The 23,212-nt window shown below is 52.9% G+C and carries 20 protein-coding genes; 18 read left to right on the top strand and 2 right to left on the bottom strand.

Annotated features, from left to right (window positions below; translation table 11 throughout):
• Window positions 1-9: 9 nt before the first annotated feature.
• The gene (locus ACXJJA_RS01695; protein WP_456486500.1) at window positions 10-480 is read right to left on the bottom strand and encodes a 50S ribosomal protein L11; all 471 of its coding nucleotides are present in this window, start codon (window positions 478-480) and stop codon (window positions 10-12) included.
• A gap of 126 nt (window positions 481-606) precedes the next feature.
• On the opposite strand from ACXJJA_RS01695, the gene ACXJJA_RS01690 reads away from it, so the two are divergent.
• Both ACXJJA_RS01690 and ACXJJA_RS01685 read left to right on the top strand, forming a co-directional pair.
• The gene (locus ACXJJA_RS01690) at window positions 607-783 is read left to right on the top strand and encodes a hypothetical protein (RefSeq protein WP_456486499.1); all 177 of its coding nucleotides are present in this window, start codon (window positions 607-609) and stop codon (window positions 781-783) included.
• A 140-nt stretch (window positions 784-923) separates the two neighbouring features.
• A complete protein-coding gene (locus ACXJJA_RS01685; RefSeq protein WP_456486498.1) occupies window positions 924-2,114 on the top strand; it encodes a right-handed parallel beta-helix repeat-containing protein in 1,191 nt (396 codons plus the stop codon).
• Window positions 2,115-2,250: 136 nt separating this feature from the next.
• Here ACXJJA_RS01685 and ACXJJA_RS01680 read toward each other — a convergent pair whose 3' ends face one another.
• Window positions 2,251-3,627, bottom strand: a complete 1,377-nt coding sequence (locus ACXJJA_RS01680) for a RuvB-like domain-containing protein (protein WP_456486497.1) — start codon at window positions 3,625-3,627, stop codon at window positions 2,251-2,253.
• A gap of 113 nt (window positions 3,628-3,740) precedes the next feature.
• Here ACXJJA_RS01680 and ACXJJA_RS01675 point away from each other — a divergent pair, with 113 nt between their 5' ends.
• The 16 genes from ACXJJA_RS01675 to infB all read left to right on the top strand — a co-directional run.
• The gene (locus ACXJJA_RS01675) at window positions 3,741-5,582 is read left to right on the top strand and encodes a PAS domain S-box protein (RefSeq protein ID WP_456486496.1); all 1,842 of its coding nucleotides are present in this window, start codon (window positions 3,741-3,743) and stop codon (window positions 5,580-5,582) included.
• A 276-nt stretch (window positions 5,583-5,858) separates the two neighbouring features.
• Window positions 5,859-6,335, top strand: coding sequence for a hypothetical protein (locus tag ACXJJA_RS01670; protein WP_456486495.1), 477 nt, complete (start codon window positions 5,859-5,861; stop codon window positions 6,333-6,335).
• Window positions 6,266-6,823, top strand: a complete 558-nt coding sequence (locus ACXJJA_RS01665; RefSeq protein WP_456486494.1) for a transposase — start codon at window positions 6,266-6,268, stop codon at window positions 6,821-6,823. The genes ACXJJA_RS01670 and ACXJJA_RS01665 overlap by 70 nt, the downstream gene beginning before the upstream one ends.
• 225 nt (window positions 6,824-7,048) lie before the next feature.
• A complete protein-coding gene (locus ACXJJA_RS01660; protein WP_456486493.1) occupies window positions 7,049-8,137 on the top strand; it encodes a COG1361 family protein in 1,089 nt (362 codons plus the stop codon).
• On the top strand, window positions 8,134-9,186 hold the full coding sequence (gene hypE, locus ACXJJA_RS01655) for a hydrogenase expression/formation protein HypE (protein ID WP_456486492.1): 1,053 nt from the start codon (window positions 8,134-8,136) through the stop codon (window positions 9,184-9,186). The genes ACXJJA_RS01660 and hypE overlap by 4 nt, the downstream gene beginning before the upstream one ends.
• Window positions 9,187-9,313: 127 nt before the next feature.
• On the top strand, window positions 9,314-10,024 hold the full coding sequence (locus tag ACXJJA_RS01650) for a cobalamin B12-binding domain-containing protein (RefSeq protein WP_456486491.1): 711 nt from the start codon (window positions 9,314-9,316) through the stop codon (window positions 10,022-10,024).
• A 45-nt stretch (window positions 10,025-10,069) separates the two neighbouring features.
• Window positions 10,070-12,064 carry an ASKHA domain-containing protein gene (locus ACXJJA_RS01645; RefSeq protein ID WP_456486490.1) on the top strand — a complete coding sequence of 665 codons (1,995 nt, stop codon included), beginning with the start codon at window positions 10,070-10,072 and terminating at the stop codon, window positions 12,062-12,064.
• Between the two features lie 69 nt (window positions 12,065-12,133).
• Window positions 12,134-14,545, top strand: coding sequence for a CO dehydrogenase/acetyl-CoA synthase complex subunit alpha (cdhA, locus tag ACXJJA_RS01640; RefSeq protein ID WP_456486489.1), 2,412 nt, complete (start codon window positions 12,134-12,136; stop codon window positions 14,543-14,545).
• Between the two features lie 9 nt (window positions 14,546-14,554).
• Complete coding sequence (gene cdhB, locus ACXJJA_RS01635; RefSeq protein ID WP_456486488.1) at window positions 14,555-15,085, top strand: CO dehydrogenase/acetyl-CoA synthase complex subunit epsilon; 531 nt, start codon at window positions 14,555-14,557, stop codon at window positions 15,083-15,085.
• A 13-nt stretch (window positions 15,086-15,098) separates the two neighbouring features.
• Complete coding sequence (cdhC, locus tag ACXJJA_RS01630) at window positions 15,099-16,604, top strand: CO dehydrogenase/CO-methylating acetyl-CoA synthase complex subunit beta (protein ID WP_456486487.1); 1,506 nt, start codon at window positions 15,099-15,101, stop codon at window positions 16,602-16,604.
• Window positions 16,605-16,607: 3 nt separating this feature from the next.
• The gene (locus tag ACXJJA_RS01625) at window positions 16,608-16,766 is read left to right on the top strand and encodes a hypothetical protein (protein ID WP_456486486.1); all 159 of its coding nucleotides are present in this window, start codon (window positions 16,608-16,610) and stop codon (window positions 16,764-16,766) included.
• Between the two features lie 68 nt (window positions 16,767-16,834).
• The gene (gene cdhD / locus ACXJJA_RS01620; RefSeq protein WP_456486485.1) at window positions 16,835-18,346 is read left to right on the top strand and encodes a CO dehydrogenase/acetyl-CoA synthase subunit delta; all 1,512 of its coding nucleotides are present in this window, start codon (window positions 16,835-16,837) and stop codon (window positions 18,344-18,346) included.
• Between the two features lie 10 nt (window positions 18,347-18,356).
• Window positions 18,357-19,787, top strand: coding sequence for an acetyl-CoA decarbonylase/synthase complex subunit gamma (gene acsC, locus ACXJJA_RS01615; protein WP_456486484.1), 1,431 nt, complete (start codon window positions 18,357-18,359; stop codon window positions 19,785-19,787).
• A gap of 406 nt (window positions 19,788-20,193) precedes the next feature.
• On the top strand, window positions 20,194-21,132 hold the full coding sequence (locus ACXJJA_RS01610) for a shikimate kinase (RefSeq protein WP_456486483.1): 939 nt from the start codon (window positions 20,194-20,196) through the stop codon (window positions 21,130-21,132).
• A gap of 2 nt (window positions 21,133-21,134) precedes the next feature.
• A complete protein-coding gene (locus ACXJJA_RS01605; protein WP_456486482.1) occupies window positions 21,135-21,470 on the top strand; it encodes a chorismate mutase in 336 nt (111 codons plus the stop codon).
• On the top strand, window positions 21,454-23,212 hold a 1,759-nt coding region (infB, locus tag ACXJJA_RS01600; RefSeq protein ID WP_456486481.1), incomplete at its 3' end, for a translation initiation factor IF-2. The genes ACXJJA_RS01605 and infB, both read left to right, overlap by 17 nt.

Raw genomic sequence — 23,212 nt, 5'->3', positions numbered from 1 at the left:
AAACCCCCTCTACTCGAATATGTTGTCGTATTTGCCCTCGTCAATCTCCTTTTGCACGAGCTTTGGTGGCTTCCCGTCAACCTTCACGCCCATGCTCACGCAGGTGCCGATAACCTGCTTCACCGCCTTTTTTACCGAATCGGTGAGCATCTGCGGCAACTTCATCCTCGCAATCTCCACGACTTTCTCCATCGGCAGGTCGCCCACGAACTCTAACCCACTCTCTCTTTTTGCCTTTTCTATGCCAAGCTCTTTTTTTATGAGCGCTGATGTCGGCGGCGTCCCCACCTCAATCTCGAACTTGCCCTTCTCCACGATTATCTTGACCGGCACCTGCATGCCCTCGAATGCCCTCGTCCTCTCGTTTATCTCATCCACTACCGCCTTTATGTTCACGCCGAGCGGTCCTAACGCCGGTCCGAGCGGCGGTCCCGGCGTCGCCTTCCCCCCTTCGACCAACACCTCTACTACTTCCGGCATCGCCTTCCCTTTAAGCTTTATATCAATCTCAATTAACTTTCAAGCCTTAAGCCAGCGAGAGCTGCATTTTCTTTCCCTATTCCCACACGACTCTTCAAAAATACGAAGAGTCCCAGTTTTATAAAAATGTCGCAAGAGAGCCACCAGCCTATCACGCAGGCGCTCCTTGAAAGGCTTGAAGGTTTAGGCTTAAAGGGAACCACGATGGTAAATGAAAAGGCACGAGAGAGAACGCCGACGGAAGAGTATGGAAAAGGCTTCAAACGCATGTCCGCAGTGGAACTCAAAAACACAGAGGAATAAGGGAGCAGTTCCTAATAAAGCCAAAGTTAGCTGGCGTTGAGCATGTAGTGCCCTACCTTTATATAGTTAGCGCGGAGAGTATTTGCACTAATTGGGTGGAAAGGGAAAGAGCAGGGAGTGAAACGAGATGGGGAAGGTCTTTGGCTATTTGTTTCTTGGCGTTTTGGGTTTTCGTCGGCGTTACATCCGCAGCGACGATCTACGTGCCTGATGACTACGCAAAAATCCAATGGGCGGTGGATAATGCTACCACGGGCGATATTATCATCGTGGAAAGCGGCACCTACCACGAGAACGTGATCGTGGACAAGCAACTCATTTTAAGGGGCGTGGACACGGGTTTCGGAAGGCCTGTTATAGATGCAAACTACCTTGGTAGCCCAGTTACGTTGAGTGCGGATGGGATTACGCTTGAAGGCTTTGAAGTAAGACACTCAGGTGAGGTTCTTGGTTCTTTTGATTGTGGAATCAAGGTATGGTTTTCAAACGGCAACGTCGTTAGGAACAACACCATCAGAAACAACTTCGACGGTATCCTCAACTGGAATTCCAATAACAGCACCATTACAAGCAACACTGTCATTAACAACCACCATTTCGGCATTACCAGCTGCGTCGGCTCCAGCAACAACATTGCGGGCAACACTGTCAGCAACAACGACTATGAGGGCGTTTATCCCTACAAATCCAGTGGCAACAAAATCTATCTCAACAACTTCATAAACAACGCTGATAACGTTCGTTCTTACGAATCAACTAACATCTGGAACTCTACCGAGATAATCAAATACAAATACAAAGAAGAGGAATACAAGAACTACCTGGGTAACTATTGGAGCGATCACGACTGCGTGGATAGGAACGGGGATGGCATTTGCGACGACGCTTACGGTATTGACGGTGACTGGGACTACCGCCCACTGGTGGAACCTTTTAATGCACCCCCCTCGGTTGAAATAGCAACGGACAAGGACGAATACGAAGCGGGCGATGTCATGCGCATCAGCATAACGCTAAGGAACCCCCCGACGGGTATAACGCTGGAGGATTCGCCGACGGAGGAGCGAGACGTGGTTTTTCGGTGGTGGCTTGAGTTTCCGGACTATGGGCTGAGTTTTTCAGTCGTGGAGACGATGCTGACGCTGCCTGTGGGCTACGAACGAGTGTTCACATTGCGCTGGACGCTTCCTGATTTTGGTGTCTCGTTCCATGCCACGTGGCACGTTGCACTTTACGACGCTGAAACGCTCGGGCTCCTCAGCGAGGACACCGCCGATTGGTGGTTCGTGGGAAGGGGGGCGAGGGTCCACCAGCATTCATTCCAGAAGTAACAAAAGAGAGGAAGGAACCGAGCGAAAAAACGGATTTTACACCGTAATTAAGAGAGTTTGAGTTCCGGCTCTGCCCCCCCAGTTCTGCACTGCATTAGACGGTTAAAATTAAGAAAGTTGGTATGTTTTTACTGAATCAGGTCAAAAACCGCTGCTCAAACTCTTTAAGGTGGCGCACCGACCGCTGCACATCGACAAAGAGCCTCTCCGCTTCCTCCACATGCTCCCTTCTTATCTCCTCGCTCTTCACCTCTTTCGCAAGCTCGAAAGCTGGCGCAATAAGCTGGATCGCATACCGCAGGCTCGCCTGCTCTCCTATCCCCGTTAGGTATTCTAAGGCGTCCCCACTTAGCTTCACTTTTTCGGCTTTCGCCCGTATCTCCAGAATTTTTCTGATTTCGTCCTTGGTGTAGGGCCGTGTGTTGATGATGAGCATGCGGTCGAGCAGATCTAACGGGAGGGCGTGCGGCGAGACGTGGTCCGTTCCTCGAATCTGCGCCATACCACGGTTCGTCGCAAAGACGATGACGGGCGACAGCTCCTGCTCCATAGCCCTATTCAAGAACGCAAATGTCTCGATGTCGAGCATCGAGCACTCGTCTATGAAAACGACGCCCGGGATGATTTCGGCACGCCTCTCCCCCACCATCTCCCGAACGAGCTCGTCAACGCTCCTCCGCACTTCAGGCTCGATTTCCTTGCGCTCCCTGCTGCCGAAAAGCAGGCTGAGGACGCTCGTTCCGCTTCGAGAGTGCGCAACGTCCAACTGGTGCAGCGTCAGCACGTAAACAAACTCCTTGTCCTTTAAAACTGGCCCTTCGGGTGTCGGGAGCACTTGCACGCTGCTCAGTTCTGGCATTTTCTCAGCAACTTCATAACTGCGTCCCAGTTTTATGATGCGCCCGCTGTCGGAGTCTATCTGGATGATGTCGCCGACCTCGACACCCTGCTGCAGAAGCTGCAGCGCAAAGCTCTGGTCCATCGTCAGGCGGCGGCTCTCGTCTTTCGTCGCCAGCTTCATCGTCGCCCGCACTGGGGTCTGCATGTAAGGGTTGTAGGGGTGCGGCTCCTTGTCCACATGCAGCTCCTTGACCTCCCCCTCATAAATTTTCCGCATCTCTCGCACACGCACGCCAATCGCTTTGCGAAGCGTCTGCGTCAGGAACTCTGTCTTCTTAATTTCGGCGGAGAAAATCTCGCTCGCTGCTATTGGCACGAACGGGACGTCCCTGCCGAGCTCTTTGGCGATGCCGATGGCGAGGGCGGTCTTTCCCGTGCCGGGCGGCCCTGCGATGAGCACTGCTCTCCCTGCGAACTTCCCATCCTTAACGAGCCTCACGACCAAGCCCGCTGCCTTTCTGGCTTCGAGCTGCCCTATCATGCCGTCGCCGACTTCCTTTGGTTCTAACCCTTCTAATCCCAGCCCGGAAATGTGCGAGTGCGCCGCTATCCGCTCCCACTCACTCAAAGACTCGGGGATTTCTTGAATATTTGGCATCGCCAATCCCTCCATCTCCGTTTTAGCTCTGTAATTAACTTTATATTTACATAACAATAAGCATTTAACTTAATTGGAGCGGAAAGATTGCATAAAGCAGAGATGAAAATGGGGAGTCGTGGATGTAGATGCCTGCGGAGAAGGAGGAAGGTTTATTTAAATCCTTGTTTGAATCAGCACCGGATTTTTTCATACACATCCTTGACACCAAGGGCAAAATCATCAAGACCAGTCCTGCCATACTAAAGGTTAGCGGTTATTCGGAAGAAGAGATGGTCGGCAGGTTTCTTGCAGACTTCTTCACCCCTGCCTCGCGGAAGATATTTGAAGAACAGTTCCCGGTACTCCTTGAGACGGGATACGCCCGACAGGAGGTAGAGTTTGTTTGCAAAGATGGACGGGTCATAACGGTTGATTGCTCCGCCTCGGCCTTGCGCAATGAAATGGGCGAGATTGAGGGTGTCGTGGCGTTCCAGCGTGATATCTCAGCTCAAAAGGAAGTAGAGGGGGCATTAAAGGAAAGCGAGGAGATATTAAAGGCGATATCCGATGCAGCGCAAGATGCAATCATAATGCTCGATGATTATGGGAACGTTACTTATTGGAACAAGGCTGCTGAAAGGATTTTTGGGTTTAAAGCAGAAGAGATCATAGGTAAGGAATTACATATGATATTAGCACCCCTCTCTTACCGTGATAAATATCGTAAGGGCATAGAAAAATTCAGGAAAAGCGGAGAAGGACCTGTGATAGGCAAAACTCTTGAGCTAAAGGCATTGAGAAAGGACGGGACGGAATTTCCAATGGAACTTTCAGTTAACAAAGTGAAAATGAGAGGTAAATGGCATGCCATAGGCATAGTCCGTGACATTTCTGAACGCAAACGGGTGGAGAAGAGGCTGCGGGAAAGTGAAGCTAAGTTCCGCACTTTAGCAGAGACCACTCCTGCCGCTATCTTCATCTATCAGAACACTAAGATACGTTATGCCAACCCGGCTTGTGAGACGCTGACCGGCTATACTGGTGAAGAACTGCTTGAAATGAATTTCTGGGATATTGCACACCCGGATTTTCGGGAATTCATTAAAGAACGCGGACTTGCACGTTTGCGAGGCGAGGAGGTTCCCAGCCACTATGAAATTAAAATCCTCACGAAATATGGAGAGGAACGTTGGATAGACGTGGCAGGGGCTCTCGTTGAGTTTGAAGGTCAACCTGCTGTGATAGGCACGGCTTACGACATCACCGAGCGCAAGCAGGCTGAGGAAGCAATTATAAAATACGCCGCAGAACTGGAAGAAGCGAACCGCCTGAAAACACTTTTTCTGGACATCATCCGTCACGACATTAAAAATTCAATTGCAGTTGCTTACGGTTATGTGGACCTCCTGATAGGGAAAGAAACCGATGAAACTAAGAAAAAATTCCTTGAAACCATTCAAAAAAGTCTTGATAAAGCACTGGATATAATGGAGAACACCTGGAAGCTCTCGTTGTTTGAGAAATTGGAAAGTATTGAGAGAAAGAAAATAGACTTGAAAATTATGCTGGAGGATGTTATTAAAAGCTTCAAGCCTGAAGCAAGAGAGGAAGGAATTATTATTGAAAATGAAGTTACTGAAAGCATGCCAATCAAAGCCAACGAAATACTTGAGGAGGTCTTTTCCAACCTCATTTCCAACGCTATCAAATATGCAAGTGAGGGGAAGAAGATTATAATCAAGAGCGAGGAAAAAGAGAGCTCTTGGAGGATAAAGGTCATTGATTTCGGACCCGGAATTGAAGATGAGTATAAGGAAGCGGTTTTCGAAAGATTCAAAAGGAAGGAGAAGAAGGGGGTTAGAGGCTCTGGTTTAGGGCTTGCCATTGCAAAAAGAGTCGTGGAGCTCCATTCCGGTAGAATATGGGTCGAAGATAACCCCAAAGGCGGAGCAGTTTTCGTTGTAGAACTGCCAAAGGGCAACCTTTGAAGGTCCCTAAAAGAATCCGTCTAATTGTGAATACCATAGCATTGGCAATTCCATAGCTACTCACCTGCCCAGAATTAAAGGCACCACATTTACCGCAAGAAAGCTCATACTCTTCAGGGATGAGATGAATGGCGTAAGATGCCGAAAGTGCTATATGACATTGGGGGCAGGAAGGGGACGAGATGCGGAGGAGGACTAACACCTTTAAACTGAAGCCCACGAAGGAGCAAGAGAGGTGGCTTTTCAAGTTAGCTGATAATTGTTCTCGATTATGGAATGAGATTCATTATAAGCGGAGGAGACGTTCTTCAGTGGAGAAATAAAATAGATTGGAACACCGATGAAGAATACGGCAGGTATAAGCGGTTGGTGGGTTCTGCGACGGCACAACAAATCATAAGAAAGAACAACGAAGTTTGGAAATCATTTTTTGCACTGCTTAAAGCCTACAAAGCGGGCAAGATAGAGGATAGACCGCACTCGCCGGGCTATTGGAAGGACAGGAATACAAGTAGGCGGATATTAAGGATACTGGTAAGGAGCGACGCTTATAAGCTCGATAATAAGTATCTGAGGCTGCCGTTCAAACTAAGGGTTAAATGGAGAGGAAAAAACAAATGGAGGGGGAACAGGGAAGGTTGGAGATCGTCTATGATGCACTCTCGAGTCGATGGGCATGCTACATGCCGGTGGAGGCGGTGCCTCCACACCAGCCAACCGGACAAAAGAGGGCATATCTCGATCTGGGCGTGAAGTGCCCGATAGTAGCGGACGGGGACGGGGAGGTATTCGGATACAGGGGGAATTCGCTGCTTGCGGATTGGTGGTATTGGACACACGAGATAGCAAAATATCAAGAAATCCTGAATAAAAACGGGAAGAAGACGTCGAAAAAGCTGAGGAAGCTTTACAGGAAGAGGCAGCGCAGATTCGGAGATGCGATAAACAAGATGGTGAAGGATTTTGTAGAGAAGTGCTGGAGGAAAGGAGTTTCGGAGATAATATGCGGAGACTTGGTGGGAATAAGAAAGGAGGCGGATTTCGGGAGGAAGGGCAACGCCATGATCCACAACTACTGGTCGCATGGGTACATCCTGGGGAGGATAGGAGAGAAAGCGGAGGAGTATGGGATAAAGGTGAAAGCAATAGATGAAAGAGGGACATCATCGGTGTGTCCGAGGTGCTTTTCGGCGGTAGTAACAAGGCGGGGGCGGCTGTTCAAGTGTCAGAGTTGCGGCTAGAAGCGCATAGGGACGCGATAGGCGCGCAAAATATAAGGCTCGTCCACGAGGGGCGTGGAGGGGTCGATAACCGGGTGGTGGCGCCGCACCCGCTGCTCCTATCCGTAAGAGCAGGAACCCAACTCCTTTAGGGGTTGGAGGACGTCAGTTATTTTTATCCTTTATCTTATAGCGTTGTTCGAACGCAAAAAATTATAAGTTGGGATTTGAAAAGGCAAATGAACTATGAAACGCTCAAGCGGCTTAAGGGAGAAACGAAAGAAAGAAAAAAGAGAGCGACTGATTCGGCTTTTCATCGTCGCCATGACGCTGTTCATCGTGCTACTTTTCGTGCTTTCTGCGATTTTCGTGCTGGTGCGTGGAGCTCGTGCCGAGGACGCTGTTTCAGAAGTCAAGGAGTGGGTAGGCGGCGCCCCGACGCCTGTGCCACAACTCACAGTCGAGAGCTACGCTCTTGACCCCGAAATTCTGTTCCCCAGCGACTTCGGCGTCTTGACTGTGACGCTTAGGAACTCTCAGGAGAAGCCTATTGACGACTGGAAAAGGAGCCTCGACATAAAAGGCACTGGCGGGGCTGAGGGTAGCACGGAGACTACATTCACGCTGGACGCTTACGTCAAGGAGGCGTATTTGGTAGAGCGTGACGTGGAAGTATTCAACAGTCACGGCAACGCCGGTGTTGTCGGTCCCGACAAATCACTCAGTCTAAACTTTAAAATACAAGCGCCGGACGCCCCCGGCATTTACATGGTGAAGTTCGTCGCCAACGTCGAGGACACGCACGGTAATGCCGCTAAAGCCATCCACTACTGGATTCCCGTCGTCGTTTGCAGCCCTGATATTGAAATCATCCTGCTGAACGAATTTATCCAAGAAAGTGAGTTTTTGGAGGTGCTGGTGGCGAACTGCGGCGTCTCTGAGGTTCAAAGCGTGCTTCTAAGCGTCTCAGTCGATAATGTGCAGCTTGAAGCCTCAAAAGCCTTCCTCGGGAACATCGAGGCTGGAGGGTCGGAAGTAGCAAGGTTCAAAGTGCGGAAAGTCATCGCTGGCGGAAGCTGCGACGCTGAGTTCCACGTAACCTTCAGGAATGGCGCGAACACGCACAAGAAAGATTTCAGTTTGGAGCTGAGCGCCGTAAAGGGCGAAGAAAAGATGGTAGAGTGCAAAACGATGGAAATAAACAGCGGTATGGGCTGCGACAAAGCGAGTGCCGACGGCATCCTCAAAAGTGCGCTTAACGCCCTTTTACGGCTGTTTGGGGTTGAAACGGGATTTTCCGAGGCAAACCCTAACGCCGCAGAGGTGAAAGTATGAAAATAACTATGGCGCACGGCGCTGGCGGGGAAGCCATGCAACGCCTCATAAAAAACGTTATTTTGAAGCATCTAAGTTTTAACCCAAAAATTTCCGTAGAGGTCGCTTTAGAGGACTTAGACGACTCCGCCGTCGTCGAAGACATCGTATTTACGACCGACGCTCATACGGTGAAGCCGCTGTTCTTCCCCGGCGGCGACATCGGCGTCCTCTCGGTGAGCGGCACGGTGAATGACCTCGCAGTAATGGGGGCGGAGCCCTTGGCGCTCTCTTCGTCTTTCGTTATAGAGGAGGGCTTCCCTCTCGAAGATTTTGAGAAAATTTTAGAAAGCATGCAGCAGACCTGCGAGCGTGCTGGCGTCCCCATAGTGACCGGCGACACGAAAGTCGTAGAACGAAATGCCCTCGACGGCATGATTGTCACGACAGCAGGCGTGGGGCGGCGAAGCGAGAGTCTCGACAGGAACATTGCCGTCGTTCGGAAGCATCGTGAGTTCGAGGGGCGTTGGCTGAAAGATTCAAACGTGCAAGATGGCGACGCAATTATCGTTTCAGGGAGCGTTGGCGACCACGGCGTCGCAATCCTCTCCTTCAGGGAGGGTTACGGCTTTGAGAGCGAAGTGTGCTCTGACGTCAAACCCCTAAACAAAATGATAGAGCGAGCGCTGCAAGAAGGCGGCATCGTCGCCATGAAAGACCCAACACGCGGCGGACTCGCAAACGCTCTCAACGAGTTCGCTGCGAAGTCTGGCGTTGGCATTGAGATCTTTGAAGATAGAATTCCGATAAAGGAAGCGGTGCGTGCCGCTTGCGAAATGCTCGGCATCGACGCCTTGGAAATAGGCAACGAGGGGAAAATAGTGCTTGCAGTCGTGCGCGAATGTGCGGACGCCATCCTTCAAGCGCTGCGAGAGACCGAAGAGGGTAGGGACGCCGAAATCATCGGATACGCGTCTAAGGGCGTGCGTGGCGTCGTCATGCGCACGAGCGTCGGCGGGCGTAAAATCGTCGAGCCACCACTCGGCGACCCAGTTCCGAGAATCTGCTGAGGCGGCGAGTGGAGCAGAAACCAAACATATATCAAGTAGTAGGTATTTAAATCTTCGGCTCTTAGGATTAACTGAGGCTCACGGGCGCCCGCCCAAGCGGGCGGCAAGCCGATAGCGGGGTGAAATTATGGACAAGCAGGAGTATTTAAATGCTGTTAGGGACGCTCTTGCTGCTGGGGACAAGGAAAAGACGCTCGAGCTTGTGAAGAAGGGCGTTGAGGATAAAATAGCGCACCCGTTGGAGATTCTAAAGGATGGCTTGGGCGCGGGCATGACAGTTGCGGGCGACAAATATGAATCCGGCGAGTATTTCGTGCCTGAAATGCTGATGTGTGTGGATGCGATGGATGCTGCCATGGAAATAATCATGCCGCTCATCGAGCAGGAACTGCGAGAAAAGCACAAGGGCGAAACCCGGGGCAAGGTCGTAATCGGCGTCGTCGAGGGCGACATCCACGATATCGGTAAGACCATCGTAGCCTCGATGCTACGGGCTGCTGGCTTCGACGTCATAGACCTGGGACGGGACGTGCCCATCGACGAGTTCATCGAGACCGCAGTCAGGGAGGGCGCACAGGTCATCGCAGCCTCGACGCTCATGACACCAACCCTCGAGGGCATGGAGGAAATCGAAGAGAAGCTGAGAGAGAAGGGGCTCAAGGGTAAAATAAAGACGATTATCGGCGGTGGCGCAACGTCTGCAGAGTTCGCTGAGGAAATTGGAGCGGATGCATGGGCAGGCGATGCCGTAGAGGGCGTTGATGCCATAAAAAGGATGATTGAAGAAGTGAAAATGGCTATGGCTGAAATAGAGAAGAGGATGGAAGAGGAAGGCTAAGTTAAGCCTTTTTATTCATACTTTACGAGCAGGAGGCGAGCAGGGGTGGCAGGACGTAGATTAGAGGAATATAATATAGTATTTTTCCCATCAGGGCTTAGAGGCACTTTTGAACCCGGCACAAGCATCTTCGAGGCGGCGACGAGACTTGGCGTGGACCTTGCGACAATCTGCGGTGGTGCTGGCGAGTGCGGGAAGTGCAAAGTCGTTATAGAGGAGGGTGCGGAGGCGCTCGGACCGCTGACGCCGTCAGAGGAAGCTCACCTCACCGAAGAGGAGAAGCGACAGAACTATCGCCTTGCTTGCATGATTTCGCTACCAGAGGGCGTGAAACGGCTCGTGATTCGAGTGCCGGAGACGAGCAGGCTCGGCGCTCAGCGCTTGCAGACCGAGGGATTGGAAGTGGACGTGAAGATAGACCCTTTCGTCCGCAAGTATCACCTCATCATGAAGCGCGGTTCACTTGAGGACGATAGAGCCGATGAAATACGGCTTCTTGACTACATGCGAGATCTTTACGGTTTTGAGGACCTGGAGATTCCGTGGGAAGTGGCGACGATAATGCCGAAGGTTCTACGAGAGAAGGGCGGGACTCGGGGCGACTTCAACGTGACGGTCGTCGTTTACGACGACAAGAAGGTGATTGCGGTGGAGCCCGGCGACACCACTGACCGCTGCTACGGGCTCGCCGTGGACATTGGTTCTACGAAGCTCGCCGGCTTCCTCATGGACCTGAATACTGGCAAAGTTGTCGCTGTCTCCTCACGCATGAACCCGCAAATTCCCTACGGTGAGGACGTTCTCTCACGACTAACATACGCAAAGCGGAGCATGGAGGCGCTGAAGACAGTCCAGCAGGCGGTGATAAACGGGATTAACGACATGATTACAGAGATGTGCGAGCTTACGGGGATAAAGCCGGAGGAGATTTACGAGGGCGTCTTCGTTGGGAACACCGCGATGCAGCACCTCTTCCTTGGTATCTGGCCGAAGTTCATGTCGCTGGCACCGTATCCGGCAGGCGTGAAGCGGGGCATGAAAGCGCCGGCGGACAAACTCGGCTTGAAGTTGCACCCGAACGGCTATGCATGGTTCGCTCCCATTATCAGGGGATTCGTCGGCGCCGACCAAGTGGCTGCTGAACTCGTCGTGGATTATCTTGAAATCGAGGACATGGTGCTCGAGCTCGACATCGGCACGAACACCGAAATCACGCTCGGCAACAAGCACAACGCCTACTGCGTCTCCTGCGCCTCCGGTCCCGCTTTTGAGGGCATGATGATTTCTTGCGGCATGCGAGCGTCGAACGGCGCCATCGAACGCATAAGAGTGGACCCGGAGACGAGGGAGCTTGAATATAAGGTCATCACCGGCATCTGGGCTCGTGGCATCCGCTCATGCTCCAAGTATCGGCGAACGGTCACGAAGCCGATTGGGATTTGCGGCTCAGCGCTCTGCGACGTGCTCCCAGAGTTTGTGAGGGCAGGCATCATTCTCCCCAGCGGGCAGTTCAACAAGGAGCTGCTCGACGTCGACCCGAGATTGCGAAAACGCCCTGATGGGCAGCTCGAATACGTAATTGTGTTCGCTGAAGACACCGCCCACGGCAAGGACATTACAATCTCGCAGAACGACATCCGAGAGCTGCAGAAGGCGAAGGCTGCGATGTTCACCGGTTGCTACTTGCTGATGAAGGAGATGGGCGTCACTACCGACGATATAGATGAGCTCGTGATTGCGGGCGCCTTCGGCAGCTTCATAGACCCCGAAAGCGCACGGACGATGGGCATGTATCCAGAGGTGCCGCTCAAGAAAATCCGCACTATCGGAAACGCCGCCGGCACGGGCGCACGGATGGCACTTGTTTCCAGAGAGGCACGCAAGAAGATGGAAAAGCTCGCAGACTGGGTTAAGTTCATAGAAGCAGCCATTCATCCCGACTTCATGAAAATCTACCCCGAGGCAATGTATATCCCGAACAAGAACCTCGACCTGTTCCCGGAGACCGCTGCCATCCTGAAAGAGCTGGGGCGGATTTAATTCGGATGACTCCACTATCGGGAAAATTATTTATAAATTTAGGAAGTTTGCTGAAGCCAGGGGGTATGAATGGTAGGAATAAAGGGGGGACCGTTTAATGCGAGGTTGAAGTCGCTCAGGACGCCAAGTCTTAACCTCAGTGACCTCGAAATAATCGTGGGGAGGGTGAAGGCGCCGGAGGAGGCAGTGGAAGGCGAAGAGCCGATGGGACCGACGCCGATGCCCTCCATCAAAGACCTCCGTTACTGGGACGAGATTTTGCTGCGACGCTACAAGCCTTTTTACTCGCCGATTTGCGACATGTGTTGCTTCTGTGTGTTCGGGAAGTGCGACCTAACCGGCAACAAGAGAGGCGTCTGCGGCATGGATATAAAGGCGCAACAGGGACGCTGGTCGCTTTTGACAGCGGTTACGGGGCTTTCGACGCACTACAGCCATGCTAAGGAACTTGTGGAGTGGCTGATTGAGACTAAGGGTCCGGATGTGCCGATAGACTTGGGCGAGAAGACGCCTGTTGAGGCTCCGATAACGAGAGTCATTACAGGAATAACGCCGAAGAAGTTAAGCGACTTCGAACCCGTCCTCGACTACATCGGACGCCAAATAGGCGACCTCGTGGCGTCAATCCATATAGGGCAGGAGAGCGATGCTTTCGACTTCGAGTCGAAAGCCCTACATGCAGGCATGCTCGACGCCCTTTCCATGGAGATTGCGGACATCGCCCAGATTTGCGCCCTTGACTTGCCAAAGGGCGATATAGAGCCGCCGCTCGTCGAAATCGGTGTCGGCACCGTTGATATAAAAAAGCCTGTAATACTCTGCATCGGGCACAACATAGCGCCGGGTAGTGAAATTCTGAATTATCTTGAGGAAAAGGGGCTGGCTGACGCCGTTGAGGTCTGTGCGCTCTGCTGCACCGCTAACGACATGTCGCGATACAGGAGCAAAATTGCGAAAATCGTGGGTCAGATTTCGATGCAGAAGAAGTTTGTGCGTTCCGGCTTCGCCGACGTCGTCATCATCGACGAGCAGTGCATCTACACCGACCTTCAGGAAGAAGCTCGCAAGGTGAAGGCGCCAGTCATCGTGACGTCACCAAAGGCGATGCGTGGCTTCCCAGACAGAACTAATGCGCCAACGGATGAAATCGTGAAGGAACTGCTCGACGGCGTGCCGGGCGTGCTGATTTTAGACCCGGAAAAGGTCGGCGAGGTTGCCGTTCGGGTCGCTATGGAGCTGGCACCCCGACGCCGCAAGTATAAGGAGCTGCCGGACGTCGAGGCGATAATTCGGCTTGCGAAATACTGTAAGCACTGCAAAGCCTGCGAGCGAGCATGTCCGAACAGCTTGAAGATAAGCGATGCGATGTATGCTGCCGCCGACGGCGACTTGAGCAAGCTCGTGGAGCTCGAAGACAAGTGCTTCGGCTGTGGGAAGTGCGAATCTGAATGCTCTAGAGATATTCCGGTGCTGAGTATGATAGTGAAAGCTGCGGAGCGGCAGCTTAAGGAAGACCGCTCCAAGATACGGGCAGGCAGAGGTCCAATAACGGACTATGAGATGCGGATGGTCGCTGACACGTGGGGCTCAGGAATAACGCCGGGCTGCATAGCGCTCGTTGGCTGCGCAAACTATCCGGGTTCTGACAGAGAAGTCTATGAGATGGCAAAGGAGTTCTTGGAGCGTGGCTACATCGTGGTGGCGACAGGTTGCGCAGCGATGGCGATTGCACGATACAAGGATGAAGAAGGCAAGTCTCTCTACGAGACGCACCACGGCATTTTCGACGCCGGCGGCATGCTGAACATAGGCTCTTGCGTCTCCAACTCGCACATAATCGCAGCGGGCATAAGGCTCGCAGTCGTCTTCTCACGGCGAATCATGCGTGGAAACTTCGCCGAAATCGCAGACTACTGGCTCAGCAGGACCGGCGCCTGCGGAATCGTCTGGGGGACGATGTCGCAGAAGGCGTATTCGATAGCGACGGCGTGCAACCGCTTCGGCATACCTGTAATTCTCGGTCCGCACGGCTCGAAATACCGCCGCCTGTATCTTGGCAATAGAGATGAGCTGACACCTATGTATCATGTGAAAACTGGAGAACGTCGGGATGAGATTCTAGTGCCAGAGCATCTGCTCTACGTTGCGGAGAGCAAGGAGGAAGCCATAGTGACGGCGATAAAGCTCTGCATGCGGTATAACGACTTCGCAGCAGGGCGAAAGGCGAAGATAATGCACTATGTAGACGCGTATTTCAAGTATTTCGGGCGGATGCCTGAGGACTTGAAGTATTTCGTGCGAAACGAGGAAGACATACCGTCGGAGATGCGAGAGGTCGTTCTTGAAGAGCTAAAGAGGGAAGGCTGGCAGCCGAAAGAGGGGATTACATGGCAGGAGCTTGTGGACATCTCAACGCTTGAGAAGGAGAAGATTTGGACGTTTGAGGCAATGCGGCGGGGGCTGAGATGGTTTACCGTGTGAGGTGGTAGGATGATTTCGGAAGCCTATAAATCTGGGAACGTGCCAGGACCGCTGACTGCAGTTATTGTTGATGGCAGCATCGCTGGCGAGATTATAAAGAACGCCAAAAATCCGTTGTTCGTCGTGGGCAGCATGCTCGCCACCGAGGAGGCTGGCGGGAAGAAGCTTTCAGAATACGCAATAGATATAGCGAAACGCCTCTCTGCGCGGGGTTGCGTAACCATCACGACCGCAAACGCCATTTCGGTGTTCAAGGACGTTAAGGACGTGAACACAAAGATTATGGGCGTCGTGGAGGTTGTTGATAGACTCCAAGACCCAAACTGGGGAGCGAACGGCAAGCCACATGACCTCGTTGTCTTCCTTGGCATCCATTACTGGCTCGGGTCACAGGGGCTGGCGACGCTCAAGCACTTCGCTCCGCATTTACGGACTTTAACGCTTTGCTTCATGAATCATCCAAACGCCGATTGGTCGTTTCCGAACATGAACAAAGAAGATTGGGGAAAAGCATTAGAAGAAGTTATCCAAAAATTGTGATAGAGGTGATGATATGGGCGAGGAATTCGTGATGGGCGGGAAGCGAGAACAGGCATTCGAAAGAGAGTGGGATCGTCCTGAGTTCAGAGACTTCATGAAGCTCTCTCTGAAGACCGAAGCGACTTGGGACGACATACCAGTGGCGATAGGAAGGCAGTTCGAAGGCGAGCGGATAAGAGCGTCGGACATGTATTGCGAGTTCGGCGGTCCTAAGGTTGAATACAAGGGCGAATGGGTCGTCATTGTCGACGAGGACGAAGTAGAGGATCAGAAGGTCGAAGTTGTCGGTCCTGACGTAGACAAGCTGGAGCCCGGCGGCTCATATCCGATATTCACGTTAGTAAAGTGCACTGGCGAGCTGTCCCCGGCGATGGAAATAAACCTTGGAGCGAGGATTCACCACTGGACGAATTTCATAAACGGCATGATGCACTTGAACGCCAAGGACGATATCTGGATAAGAATCTCAAAAGAGGCGGTCGAGAAGGGCATGAACCTTAGGAAATATGGGACTGTGCTTGCGCGGCTTTACGTTTCTGAGTTCCCGAAAGTTCACAAGTGCCAAGTAACAGTATTCACGGATCCTGAGAAAGTAAAAGAGCTCGTCGAGGACATGCGGCGCTACTACGAGGAGAAGGAGCGGGCGCTTGCTAAGATGAAGGAAGAGGACACGAAGCCATGGTATTCTTGCACACTTTGTCAGAGTTTTGCGTCGGCGCACGTCTGCTTAATCACGCCCGAGCGTCCGGCGAACTGCGGCGCCATCACTTGGGCAGATGCCAAGGCAGGACACGAAATGGAGCCGACTGGCGCCTGGCAACCATTTGACCCCGGAGAGCCGATAGATCCCATAAAGGGCGAGTGGAGCGGTGCAAACAAAGAAATAGAAAACAGGTCTGGCGGCATAAACAAGAGAGTGAACCTGCACAGTCTCTTTGGCTACCCGCACACAAGCTGCGGTTGCTTCGAGATGATTGCGTTTTATATTCCTGAAGTCGATGGCATCGGGCTTGTCGACCGGAAATACACGAAACCCACCGTGAACAAGCTGCCTTTCTCGACGATGGCTGCAAGGACCGGCGGCGGAATGCAAGTCGAGGGGCTGCTCGGTCTCTCAAAGGGCTACTGCCGCTCCCGGAAGTTCTGGCAGGCGGACGGCGGCTGGTATCGAGTGGTGTGGATGCCCTCGCATCTGAAACAGGAGGTCTGGGATTTCATTCCGGAGGACGTCCGTGACAAGATAGCGACTGAGAATGAAGTAAACACCATAGAAGAACTCAAGAAGTTCCTGCAAGAGAAAGACCATCCGGTAGTGAAGGGCGTGGTCCGCCCGGTTGACGGCAAGAAAATCACTGAAGGTTGGAAGGTGGGGTTGACCAAGGAGGCGCTGCTCGAATACATAGAGGAGCACGAGGGAGAGATCGACCTTGAGGAGTGCGCTGTGGAGTTTGGCGTTACTGAAGACGAGGTGGAAAGTCTTATAAACGAGCTCGTGGAGGAAGGAGTCTTGGAGATGTGAGCCATGGCTGAGAAAAAGCTGAAGATAAAGATTAAAAAGAAGGATGCTGCGCCAGCAGCCGCCACAGCAACGACAACGCCGATGGCAGCAATCGCAAAACCGCCGAAGATAACGCTAAGAGGCGTTAAGATAAGGATAGAAGAGGTATCTCTGAAGAAATAATTTAACTTTTCTTTTTTATTCTTACTCCGAGCATTGCTCAAGAACAGAAGTGCAACGTGGTGGGAGCGATGAGTGGGGAGAAGAAGCTTAAGATTAAGCTAAAGAAGAAAGAAGGAGCACCTTCTGCGGCGACTACTGAAGGGAACGAGCTGTTCAAGCTGCTTTCGAAGATTGCGAAGCTCCTCGACGGCGTGGACAGCCTGAGGGGTGTGGAAATCGAAGCCGAGGAAATAGTCCTTGAGGGTGTTATGCTGCCAACGGATCTGTTGGCAGGGGCGTTGAGGCAAGCAACGGCGGCGCCGGCGGCTGCGGAGGCAGTGACGACGCCACCGAAGCCGACGGAGTTAGAGAGCTTCAAGTTTGAAAAGCCAGTGCGGAGCTACGTAGGGAAATTCGAAGAAGTGAAGATTGGAGCGACGGCAGAAGAAGGCGGGAGCAGAGCGTTTACACTGACTATCGGTGGGAGCGAGACGCCGGCGATGCACGCCTTTGAGGGGCGGCTTCCGCATAGACCGGTGGTTGCGTATTTGGTCTTTGACGAGGATCCGGGGTTACCGGAGACGCTGCTGGAGTATTACGGGGACGTGAAGGACGACCCGGTGGCGTGGGCGAAGAAGTGCGTTGAGGAGTTTGGCGCAAAGATGATATTCCTGGACTTGCGGAGCACGGACCCGCATGGCACAAACCGCTCTGCCGAAGACGCTGCGAAGACTGTGAAGGCGGTTTTGGAGGCGGTGAGCGTGCCGTTGGCAATCTGCGTGCGCTCTGGCGACATGAAGAAGGACGTTGAGGTTTTGAAGAGGGCGGCGGAGGTCGCAGCCGGCGAGAACGTCATTCTGTACTGCGGGAGCCTCACGCTGCCAGCGATTCTTGCGGCAGGCGAGGCGTTGGCTGACGAGATTTACGAATACTTCAAAGCGGCGAAGGAGCACGGGCATGTCGTCGTAGCTTACCAACCGCTCAACCTCCCGGGCATCGCAGTGCTGAACAAAGCCGCTATGGAGCACGGTGTGCCGAAGAGTAAGATTCTAATAGACCCAGGCTCTGTAGCGGTGGGCTACGCCGTTGAAATGGCGATTTCGGCGATGGACGCCATCTACAACAAGGCGCTGGTCGGCGACGAGAGTTACCAGATGCCGCTCATGTATATACCAGCGAACGCATGGATGTATAGGGAGAGCTACGACGACGTCGAGGAGTGGGGCGACACCGAGCAGCGAGGGCATGCGTGGGAGATTGGCACTGCGATGGCAGCATTGATGTCGGGGGCGCATCTCCTCGTGATGCTCGACCCGTATGCAATAGATGCCGTGGAGAACTTCCTTGACAGGCTTTACTTGCCAAAGATCGAGAGCGTGGAGGGGCTGCTGAGACACTTGCCGGGGTCAAATTGCAAGGCGTGTGGCTTCGAAGCGTGCAAGGAGCTTGCAGACGCCGTGCTCAAGGGCGAGGCTGATGTTGACAAGTGTCAGAGGTTGGGCGATGCTGGTAAGAGGGCAGTGAAGAAGTTGCTAAGCCCGCCGTCGCCGCCAGTGGTGGAGTCAGAGGAGATTGCAAGCTGGATAAAAGAGTTGCCGTGAGGTGTGAAAAATGGCAGAGAAAGGAAAAGAAGTGAGAGCGTCGCCGATGGAGCTGATGAAGCAGTTGCCGGGTGAAGACTGTGGCGACTGTGGTTTTGATACGTGTTTTGAGTTCGCACTTGCGATCTTCGACCGCAGGAAGCGATACGATGAGTGCACTAAGCTTAATGATGCGCAGAGGAAGGCGCTTGCGAAGATGCTGGCGCCGCCGATGCGGGAGGTCGTTCTCGGCGTCGGTGAGCGTGCGAGGCGAATTGGCGGCGAGGAGGTGATGACGAGGGAAGAGCTGGGCTTCTTTGGGAAGACGGTCATCGCATACGACGTCTGGGACACAATGAGTGAAGAGCGGCTCAGAGACCGCCTGAAGGAGATTTATGAAATAAAAGCGGTGAAGGTGAAAGAGGCGTTCAGTGCCGACGCCATTGCGGTTCGGAACGTCTCTGGGGATCCCAAGAAGTTTAAGGAAGCCGTGAAAATCGTTTCGGAGCAAACGGACGTGCCGCTAATACTCTGCTCGTTCGACCCGAAGGCGTTGAGGGTAGCTGTTGAACTCGTGAAGGACAAGCGTCCTTTGCTATATGCGGCGACGAAGGACAACTGGGCGGATGTGCTCGAGCTTGCGAAGAAGTATGCCGTGCCGGTTGCAATATTCTCGCCGAACGACCTTGACACGCTCGGAGCGATTGCGAAGACGTTTGCGAAGAACGGCGTGGAGGACCTCGTTTTGGACCCCGGGACGTTCACCGAGCCAGGCTCGCTCCTCCAGACCTTCTGTAATCTTATAATGCTGCGGCGGGCGTGCGTCGAAGATGGCGTTAAGGAGGTCTCATATCCGACGATGGCTGTGCCTGCGACGATTACGATGACCGTTGGCGACAGAAAAAAGGCGGCGCAACTCGAAACCATGCTCGCTAATGCTCTCATCACGAAAGGCATAAACCTCGTCATCCTGCACTATCCGAATACGTGGGGCTTCTTCCCAATGGTCATGCTGCGAGAAAGCGTCTTTAAGCATCCGAAAGCTGAGGAAAAGGTCGACCCCGGAATCTATGAGTTCAACGAGCCCGACGAGCTTTCGCCGGTGCTCGTGACCACGAACTACACGATGACTTACGGCGTGGTTTCGAGCGAGCTGGAGCGCGTAAAGGTGCCATGCTGGTTGCTCGTCGTTGATACGGGTGGCTTATCGCTTGACACCGTTGCCGGCACCGGCGAGTGGGCGGACCTGCTTGAGGAGGCAGTCGATGAGTTTAACCTCGACGAAAAGGTAAAACACCGCATCCTCATAGTCGGGCAAGTCGTCGCCGAATACAAAGAGGACATGGAAGAAGCCCTTCCCGACTGGAAAATCGTAATCGGTCCTAAAGACTCGACGGAAATCGGTCCATTCCTCAAAGAAAAGTGGAAAGAGTTCCTTAAAGAGTCAGGCATTGAAGCCTGATTTTCCTCTCTTTTTAATTTAGTGTCAAGGTAGAGCTGTTTGAGAGCGGTTATTGTTTGTTCAATGTAAGTTTAAGAGCTAAGTGACAGGCGAGGGCGGCTAACTAAGGTTTATATTTCTGATTACCCATTTAACCTTATGATATTCCAAGTAATTATCTGGAAAGCGGAGAACATGTTTGTTGTGAGGGAAGTCAAAAAACCATAAAGAAGGTGTGGAGTTATATTAGAAGAGATGCTGGAATTCAAGAAAGAGTTAGGGAAAGACATCGTGAAGGTTATCAATGTCAAAATCGCCGGTCGGTGAAACTTGGACTTGCTTGGAGTCTTGAGGTTAGTGTAAGTATCTGAGAGGGGGCTTTTTGAATGTTGTCAAAGACAATAAAAGCGGTTGACGGGGGCGAAAGATGAAAGGTAAAGCTCGTGCGAGCGGCGCCGGCACCGTGATAAATGCTATAGCGACTTTAAAGGGCTCGGCGTTTGGCATAGAGTTGTGGACGCATGCGGAGGTAGAGCTTGGTGAAGATTTTCGGGATGTCCGAAGCGAGATCTACGTCGAAGGCAAGCGTGAAAAGGATGGTAAGCTTGTAGAGCGGTGTGTGCAACTCGTTTTAAAGGCTTTCGGCGAGCAGCGGCTTGGCGGCTTCGTCCGCACCAAGAGCGAAATCCCACTGGCAAGCGGCTTGAAAAGCAGTAGTGCAGCAGCAAACGCCGTGACGCTCGCAACGCTCGACGCTCTCGGCGTTCGTGTCTCGTGGGATACTACGGAAAGAGTAACTTCGCCGTTTGGGCTCAAAGCGCTGCCTAAGCTGAGTGACGAGATCCATCCGCTCGACGCGATCCGCATCGGCGTGCATGCTGCGCTTGACGCTGGCGTTTCAATAACCGGCGCCTTCGACGATGCCTGCGCCTCGATGCTCGGCGGCTTTGTGGTCACTAATAATAAGAAGACGACGCTGCTGAAAAGGGTAGAGAAAGATGCGAGGGTTCTTGTGCTCGTGCCACAGGAGCGGGCGTTTACGGCGGATGCTGACGTTAAAAGGATGCGGCTTTTAGCACCTTGCGTCGAGATTGCGTTTGATCTTGCTTTAAAAGGCGAGTTTGAAAGGGCGATGACGCTCAACGGTTTCTTATATTGCGCAGCGCTTCGCTTCAGCCATGAGCCCATTATGCGAGCTTTGGAGTGTGGCGTGCAGGGCGTTAGCCTCTCAGGCACCGGTCCCTCTTACGTTGCTCTTACCTCCGAAGAAAGCATAGATGCCCTGAGGGAGATTTGGAGTTGCATTGAACAGTCTAAAATGATAGAAACTAAGGTGAACAATATCCCTTGTTTTACTGAGGCGTGAGGATGAAGGGGGAAGCAAGGACGCTCAAGCAGATAAGGGAGGAAATCGAAAATATAGATGCTCAAATAATAGAACTAATAGCTAAGCGGACAGCGTTAGCTGAAGAACTCTTGGCGGCGAAGCTCCGTGAAGGCACGAACATTGTGGACAAGGAGCAGCGTAAGCGAGTCCTTGAGCGGGTCGCACGTGAGGCTTCGAGACGTGGGATGGATGCCGTTTTCATCACAAAAATTTTTGAAATACTGATAACAATGAATGAGAATAGGCAGAAGGAATTGGCGGCAATGCCGAAGAACTCCACAGGCGTAGAGGGAGGTAAGAATGAGCGACGAAGATAGCAGTAAGAGCAAGGTCATGAGGACGCCCATCGTGGCGGTGCTGGGGCATATAGACCACGGGAAGACGACGCTTCTCGACAACATTCGAGGGACGGCGATAGCGCAGCGCGAGGCAGGCGGCATCACACAACACATCGGCGCCACGGAAATCCCAATAGGCGTCATAAAGAAGATTTGCGGACCGCTGCTCGACGTCGGGAAGATAAAGGTTTCAGGCTTGCTTTTCATAGACACGCCGGGGCATCAGGCGTTCACGTCACTTAGAAAGCGGGGCGGGGCGCTCGCCGACCTCGCAGTCCTCATCGTTGACATCATGGAAGGCTTTCAACCGCAGACTTACGAGTCGCTGCACATCCTCAAAACGTTTAAAACGCCGTTCGTCGTGGCGCTGAACAAAATAGACAGGATTCGGGGCTGGCGTTCCAGGAGAAAGCCGTTCGTCTTGAGCTACAAGGAGCAGAGCGACGAAGCCCGCAGACTCATTGACGAGCGATTTTATGAGGTTGTGGGGACGCTCTACGACGAGGGCTTCTCGGCGGAACGCTACGACAGAATCCAAGACTTCACGAAGACCGTTGCCATAGTTCCGATAAGCGCAAAGACTGGCGAGGGCATTCCAGACCTGCTCATGGTGCTGATAGGGCTGGCGCAGAGGTTTTTGGAGGAAAGTTTGCGGCTGCATGTGAGCGCCGAGGGCGTGGGCGTGGTCCTTGAGAAAAAGGAGGAGCGAGGCATCGGCACAACTATTGACGTTATTCTTTACGACGGCACGCTGAGCGTCGGCGACACCGTCATCATCGGTAGCATCGCTCGCTCGCCCGTCGTGACGAAGGTGCGGGGGTTGCTGAAGCCGAGAGCCTTGCGGGAGATGCGTGCCGAGAGCAGATTTGAGAGGGTGCGCAGCGTCACCGCAGCAGCGGGCATCAAAATCATTGCACCAAAGCTCGAAGACGTGCTCACGGGCTCGCAGCTCAGGGTCGTAAAGGACGAGACTGCGCTCGGGGATGCGATTCGGAAGCTGCAGGCGGAGCTTGAGGAGCTTCGGATCGAGATTGCGGCTGAGGGCGTCGTGGTTAAGGCGGACACGCTCGGCGCTCTCGAGGCGCTCGCCTCGGAGCTTAAGCGGGAGAACATCAGCATAATGAAGGCAGAAGTCGGCAATATCTCGAGGCGTGACGTCATAGATGCCGCTACCGTAAAGGAAAAAAACCCAAACTTGGCGGTGGTCATAGGCTTTAACGTCGACGTCCTACCCGACGCAAAGGAGGTGGCGCAGCAGAACGACGTCCCCATATTCCTCGGCGACGTTATCTACAAGATCATTGAGGATTACGTCGGCTGGGTGCGACGCCGTAAGGAGGAAGAAGTGCGAAAGGCGCTCGAACCTCTAATCAAACCTGGAAAGCTCATGCTGCTCCCAGACTACGTCTTCAGGCAGAGTAAGCCCGCAATCGTCGGCGTCCGTGTCCTTGGCGGGCGGATAGCGCCAGGAGCGCCGCTTATGCGTGCTGACGGCGTCGCAGTTGGCAGCATCAAAGGCATCCAAGACCGTGGCAATTCGATACCAGAAGCCCGGCAAGGCATGGAAGTTGCAGTTTCAATAGTCGGTCCGACAGTCGGACGCCAGATAAAAGAGGGAGACATCCTCTACGTGGACGTGCCTGAAAGCCATATTCAAGAATTAAAAAAATTTGCGGACTACCTGACCGAAGACGAAAAAGAGACGCTTGAGGAGATAAAAG

This window comes from Candidatus Alkanophaga liquidiphilum, from assembly GCF_053996935.1.
Note: the sequence above shows the minus strand (reverse complement) of the source record. Positions and strands in the feature narration are given on the sequence as shown.

Bases quoted from the DNA above. Each gene is read 5' to 3' on its own strand.
- ACXJJA_RS01695 (WP_456486500.1), bottom strand. From the start codon at position 480: ATGCCGGAAGTAGTAGAGGTGTTGGTCGAAGGGGGGAAGGCGACGCCG.
- ACXJJA_RS01690 (WP_456486499.1), top strand. From the start codon at position 607: ATGTCGCAAGAGAGCCACCAGCCTATCACGCAGGCGCTCCTTGAAAGG.
- ACXJJA_RS01680 (WP_456486497.1), bottom strand. From the start codon at position 3,627: ATGGAGGGATTGGCGATGCCAAATATTCAAGAAATCCCCGAGTCTTTG.
- ACXJJA_RS01675 (WP_456486496.1), top strand. From the start codon at position 3,741: ATGCCTGCGGAGAAGGAGGAAGGTTTATTTAAATCCTTGTTTGAATCA.
- ACXJJA_RS01670 (WP_456486495.1), top strand. From the start codon at position 5,859: ATGAGATTCATTATAAGCGGAGGAGACGTTCTTCAGTGGAGAAATAAA.
- ACXJJA_RS01665 (WP_456486494.1), top strand. From the start codon at position 6,266: ATGCCGGTGGAGGCGGTGCCTCCACACCAGCCAACCGGACAAAAGAGG.
- ACXJJA_RS01660 (WP_456486493.1), top strand. From the start codon at position 7,049: ATGAAACGCTCAAGCGGCTTAAGGGAGAAACGAAAGAAAGAAAAAAGA.
- hypE (WP_456486492.1), top strand. From the start codon at position 8,134: ATGAAAATAACTATGGCGCACGGCGCTGGCGGGGAAGCCATGCAACGC.
- ACXJJA_RS01650 (WP_456486491.1), top strand. From the start codon at position 9,314: ATGGACAAGCAGGAGTATTTAAATGCTGTTAGGGACGCTCTTGCTGCT.
- cdhA (WP_456486489.1), top strand. From the start codon at position 12,134: ATGGTAGGAATAAAGGGGGGACCGTTTAATGCGAGGTTGAAGTCGCTC.
- cdhB (WP_456486488.1), top strand. From the start codon at position 14,555: ATGATTTCGGAAGCCTATAAATCTGGGAACGTGCCAGGACCGCTGACT.
- cdhC (WP_456486487.1), top strand. From the start codon at position 15,099: ATGGGCGAGGAATTCGTGATGGGCGGGAAGCGAGAACAGGCATTCGAA.
- ACXJJA_RS01625 (WP_456486486.1), top strand. From the start codon at position 16,608: ATGGCTGAGAAAAAGCTGAAGATAAAGATTAAAAAGAAGGATGCTGCG.
- cdhD (WP_456486485.1), top strand. From the start codon at position 16,835: ATGAGTGGGGAGAAGAAGCTTAAGATTAAGCTAAAGAAGAAAGAAGGA.
- acsC (WP_456486484.1), top strand. From the start codon at position 18,357: ATGGCAGAGAAAGGAAAAGAAGTGAGAGCGTCGCCGATGGAGCTGATG.
- ACXJJA_RS01610 (WP_456486483.1), top strand. From the start codon at position 20,194: ATGAAAGGTAAAGCTCGTGCGAGCGGCGCCGGCACCGTGATAAATGCT.
- ACXJJA_RS01605 (WP_456486482.1), top strand. From the start codon at position 21,135: ATGAAGGGGGAAGCAAGGACGCTCAAGCAGATAAGGGAGGAAATCGAA.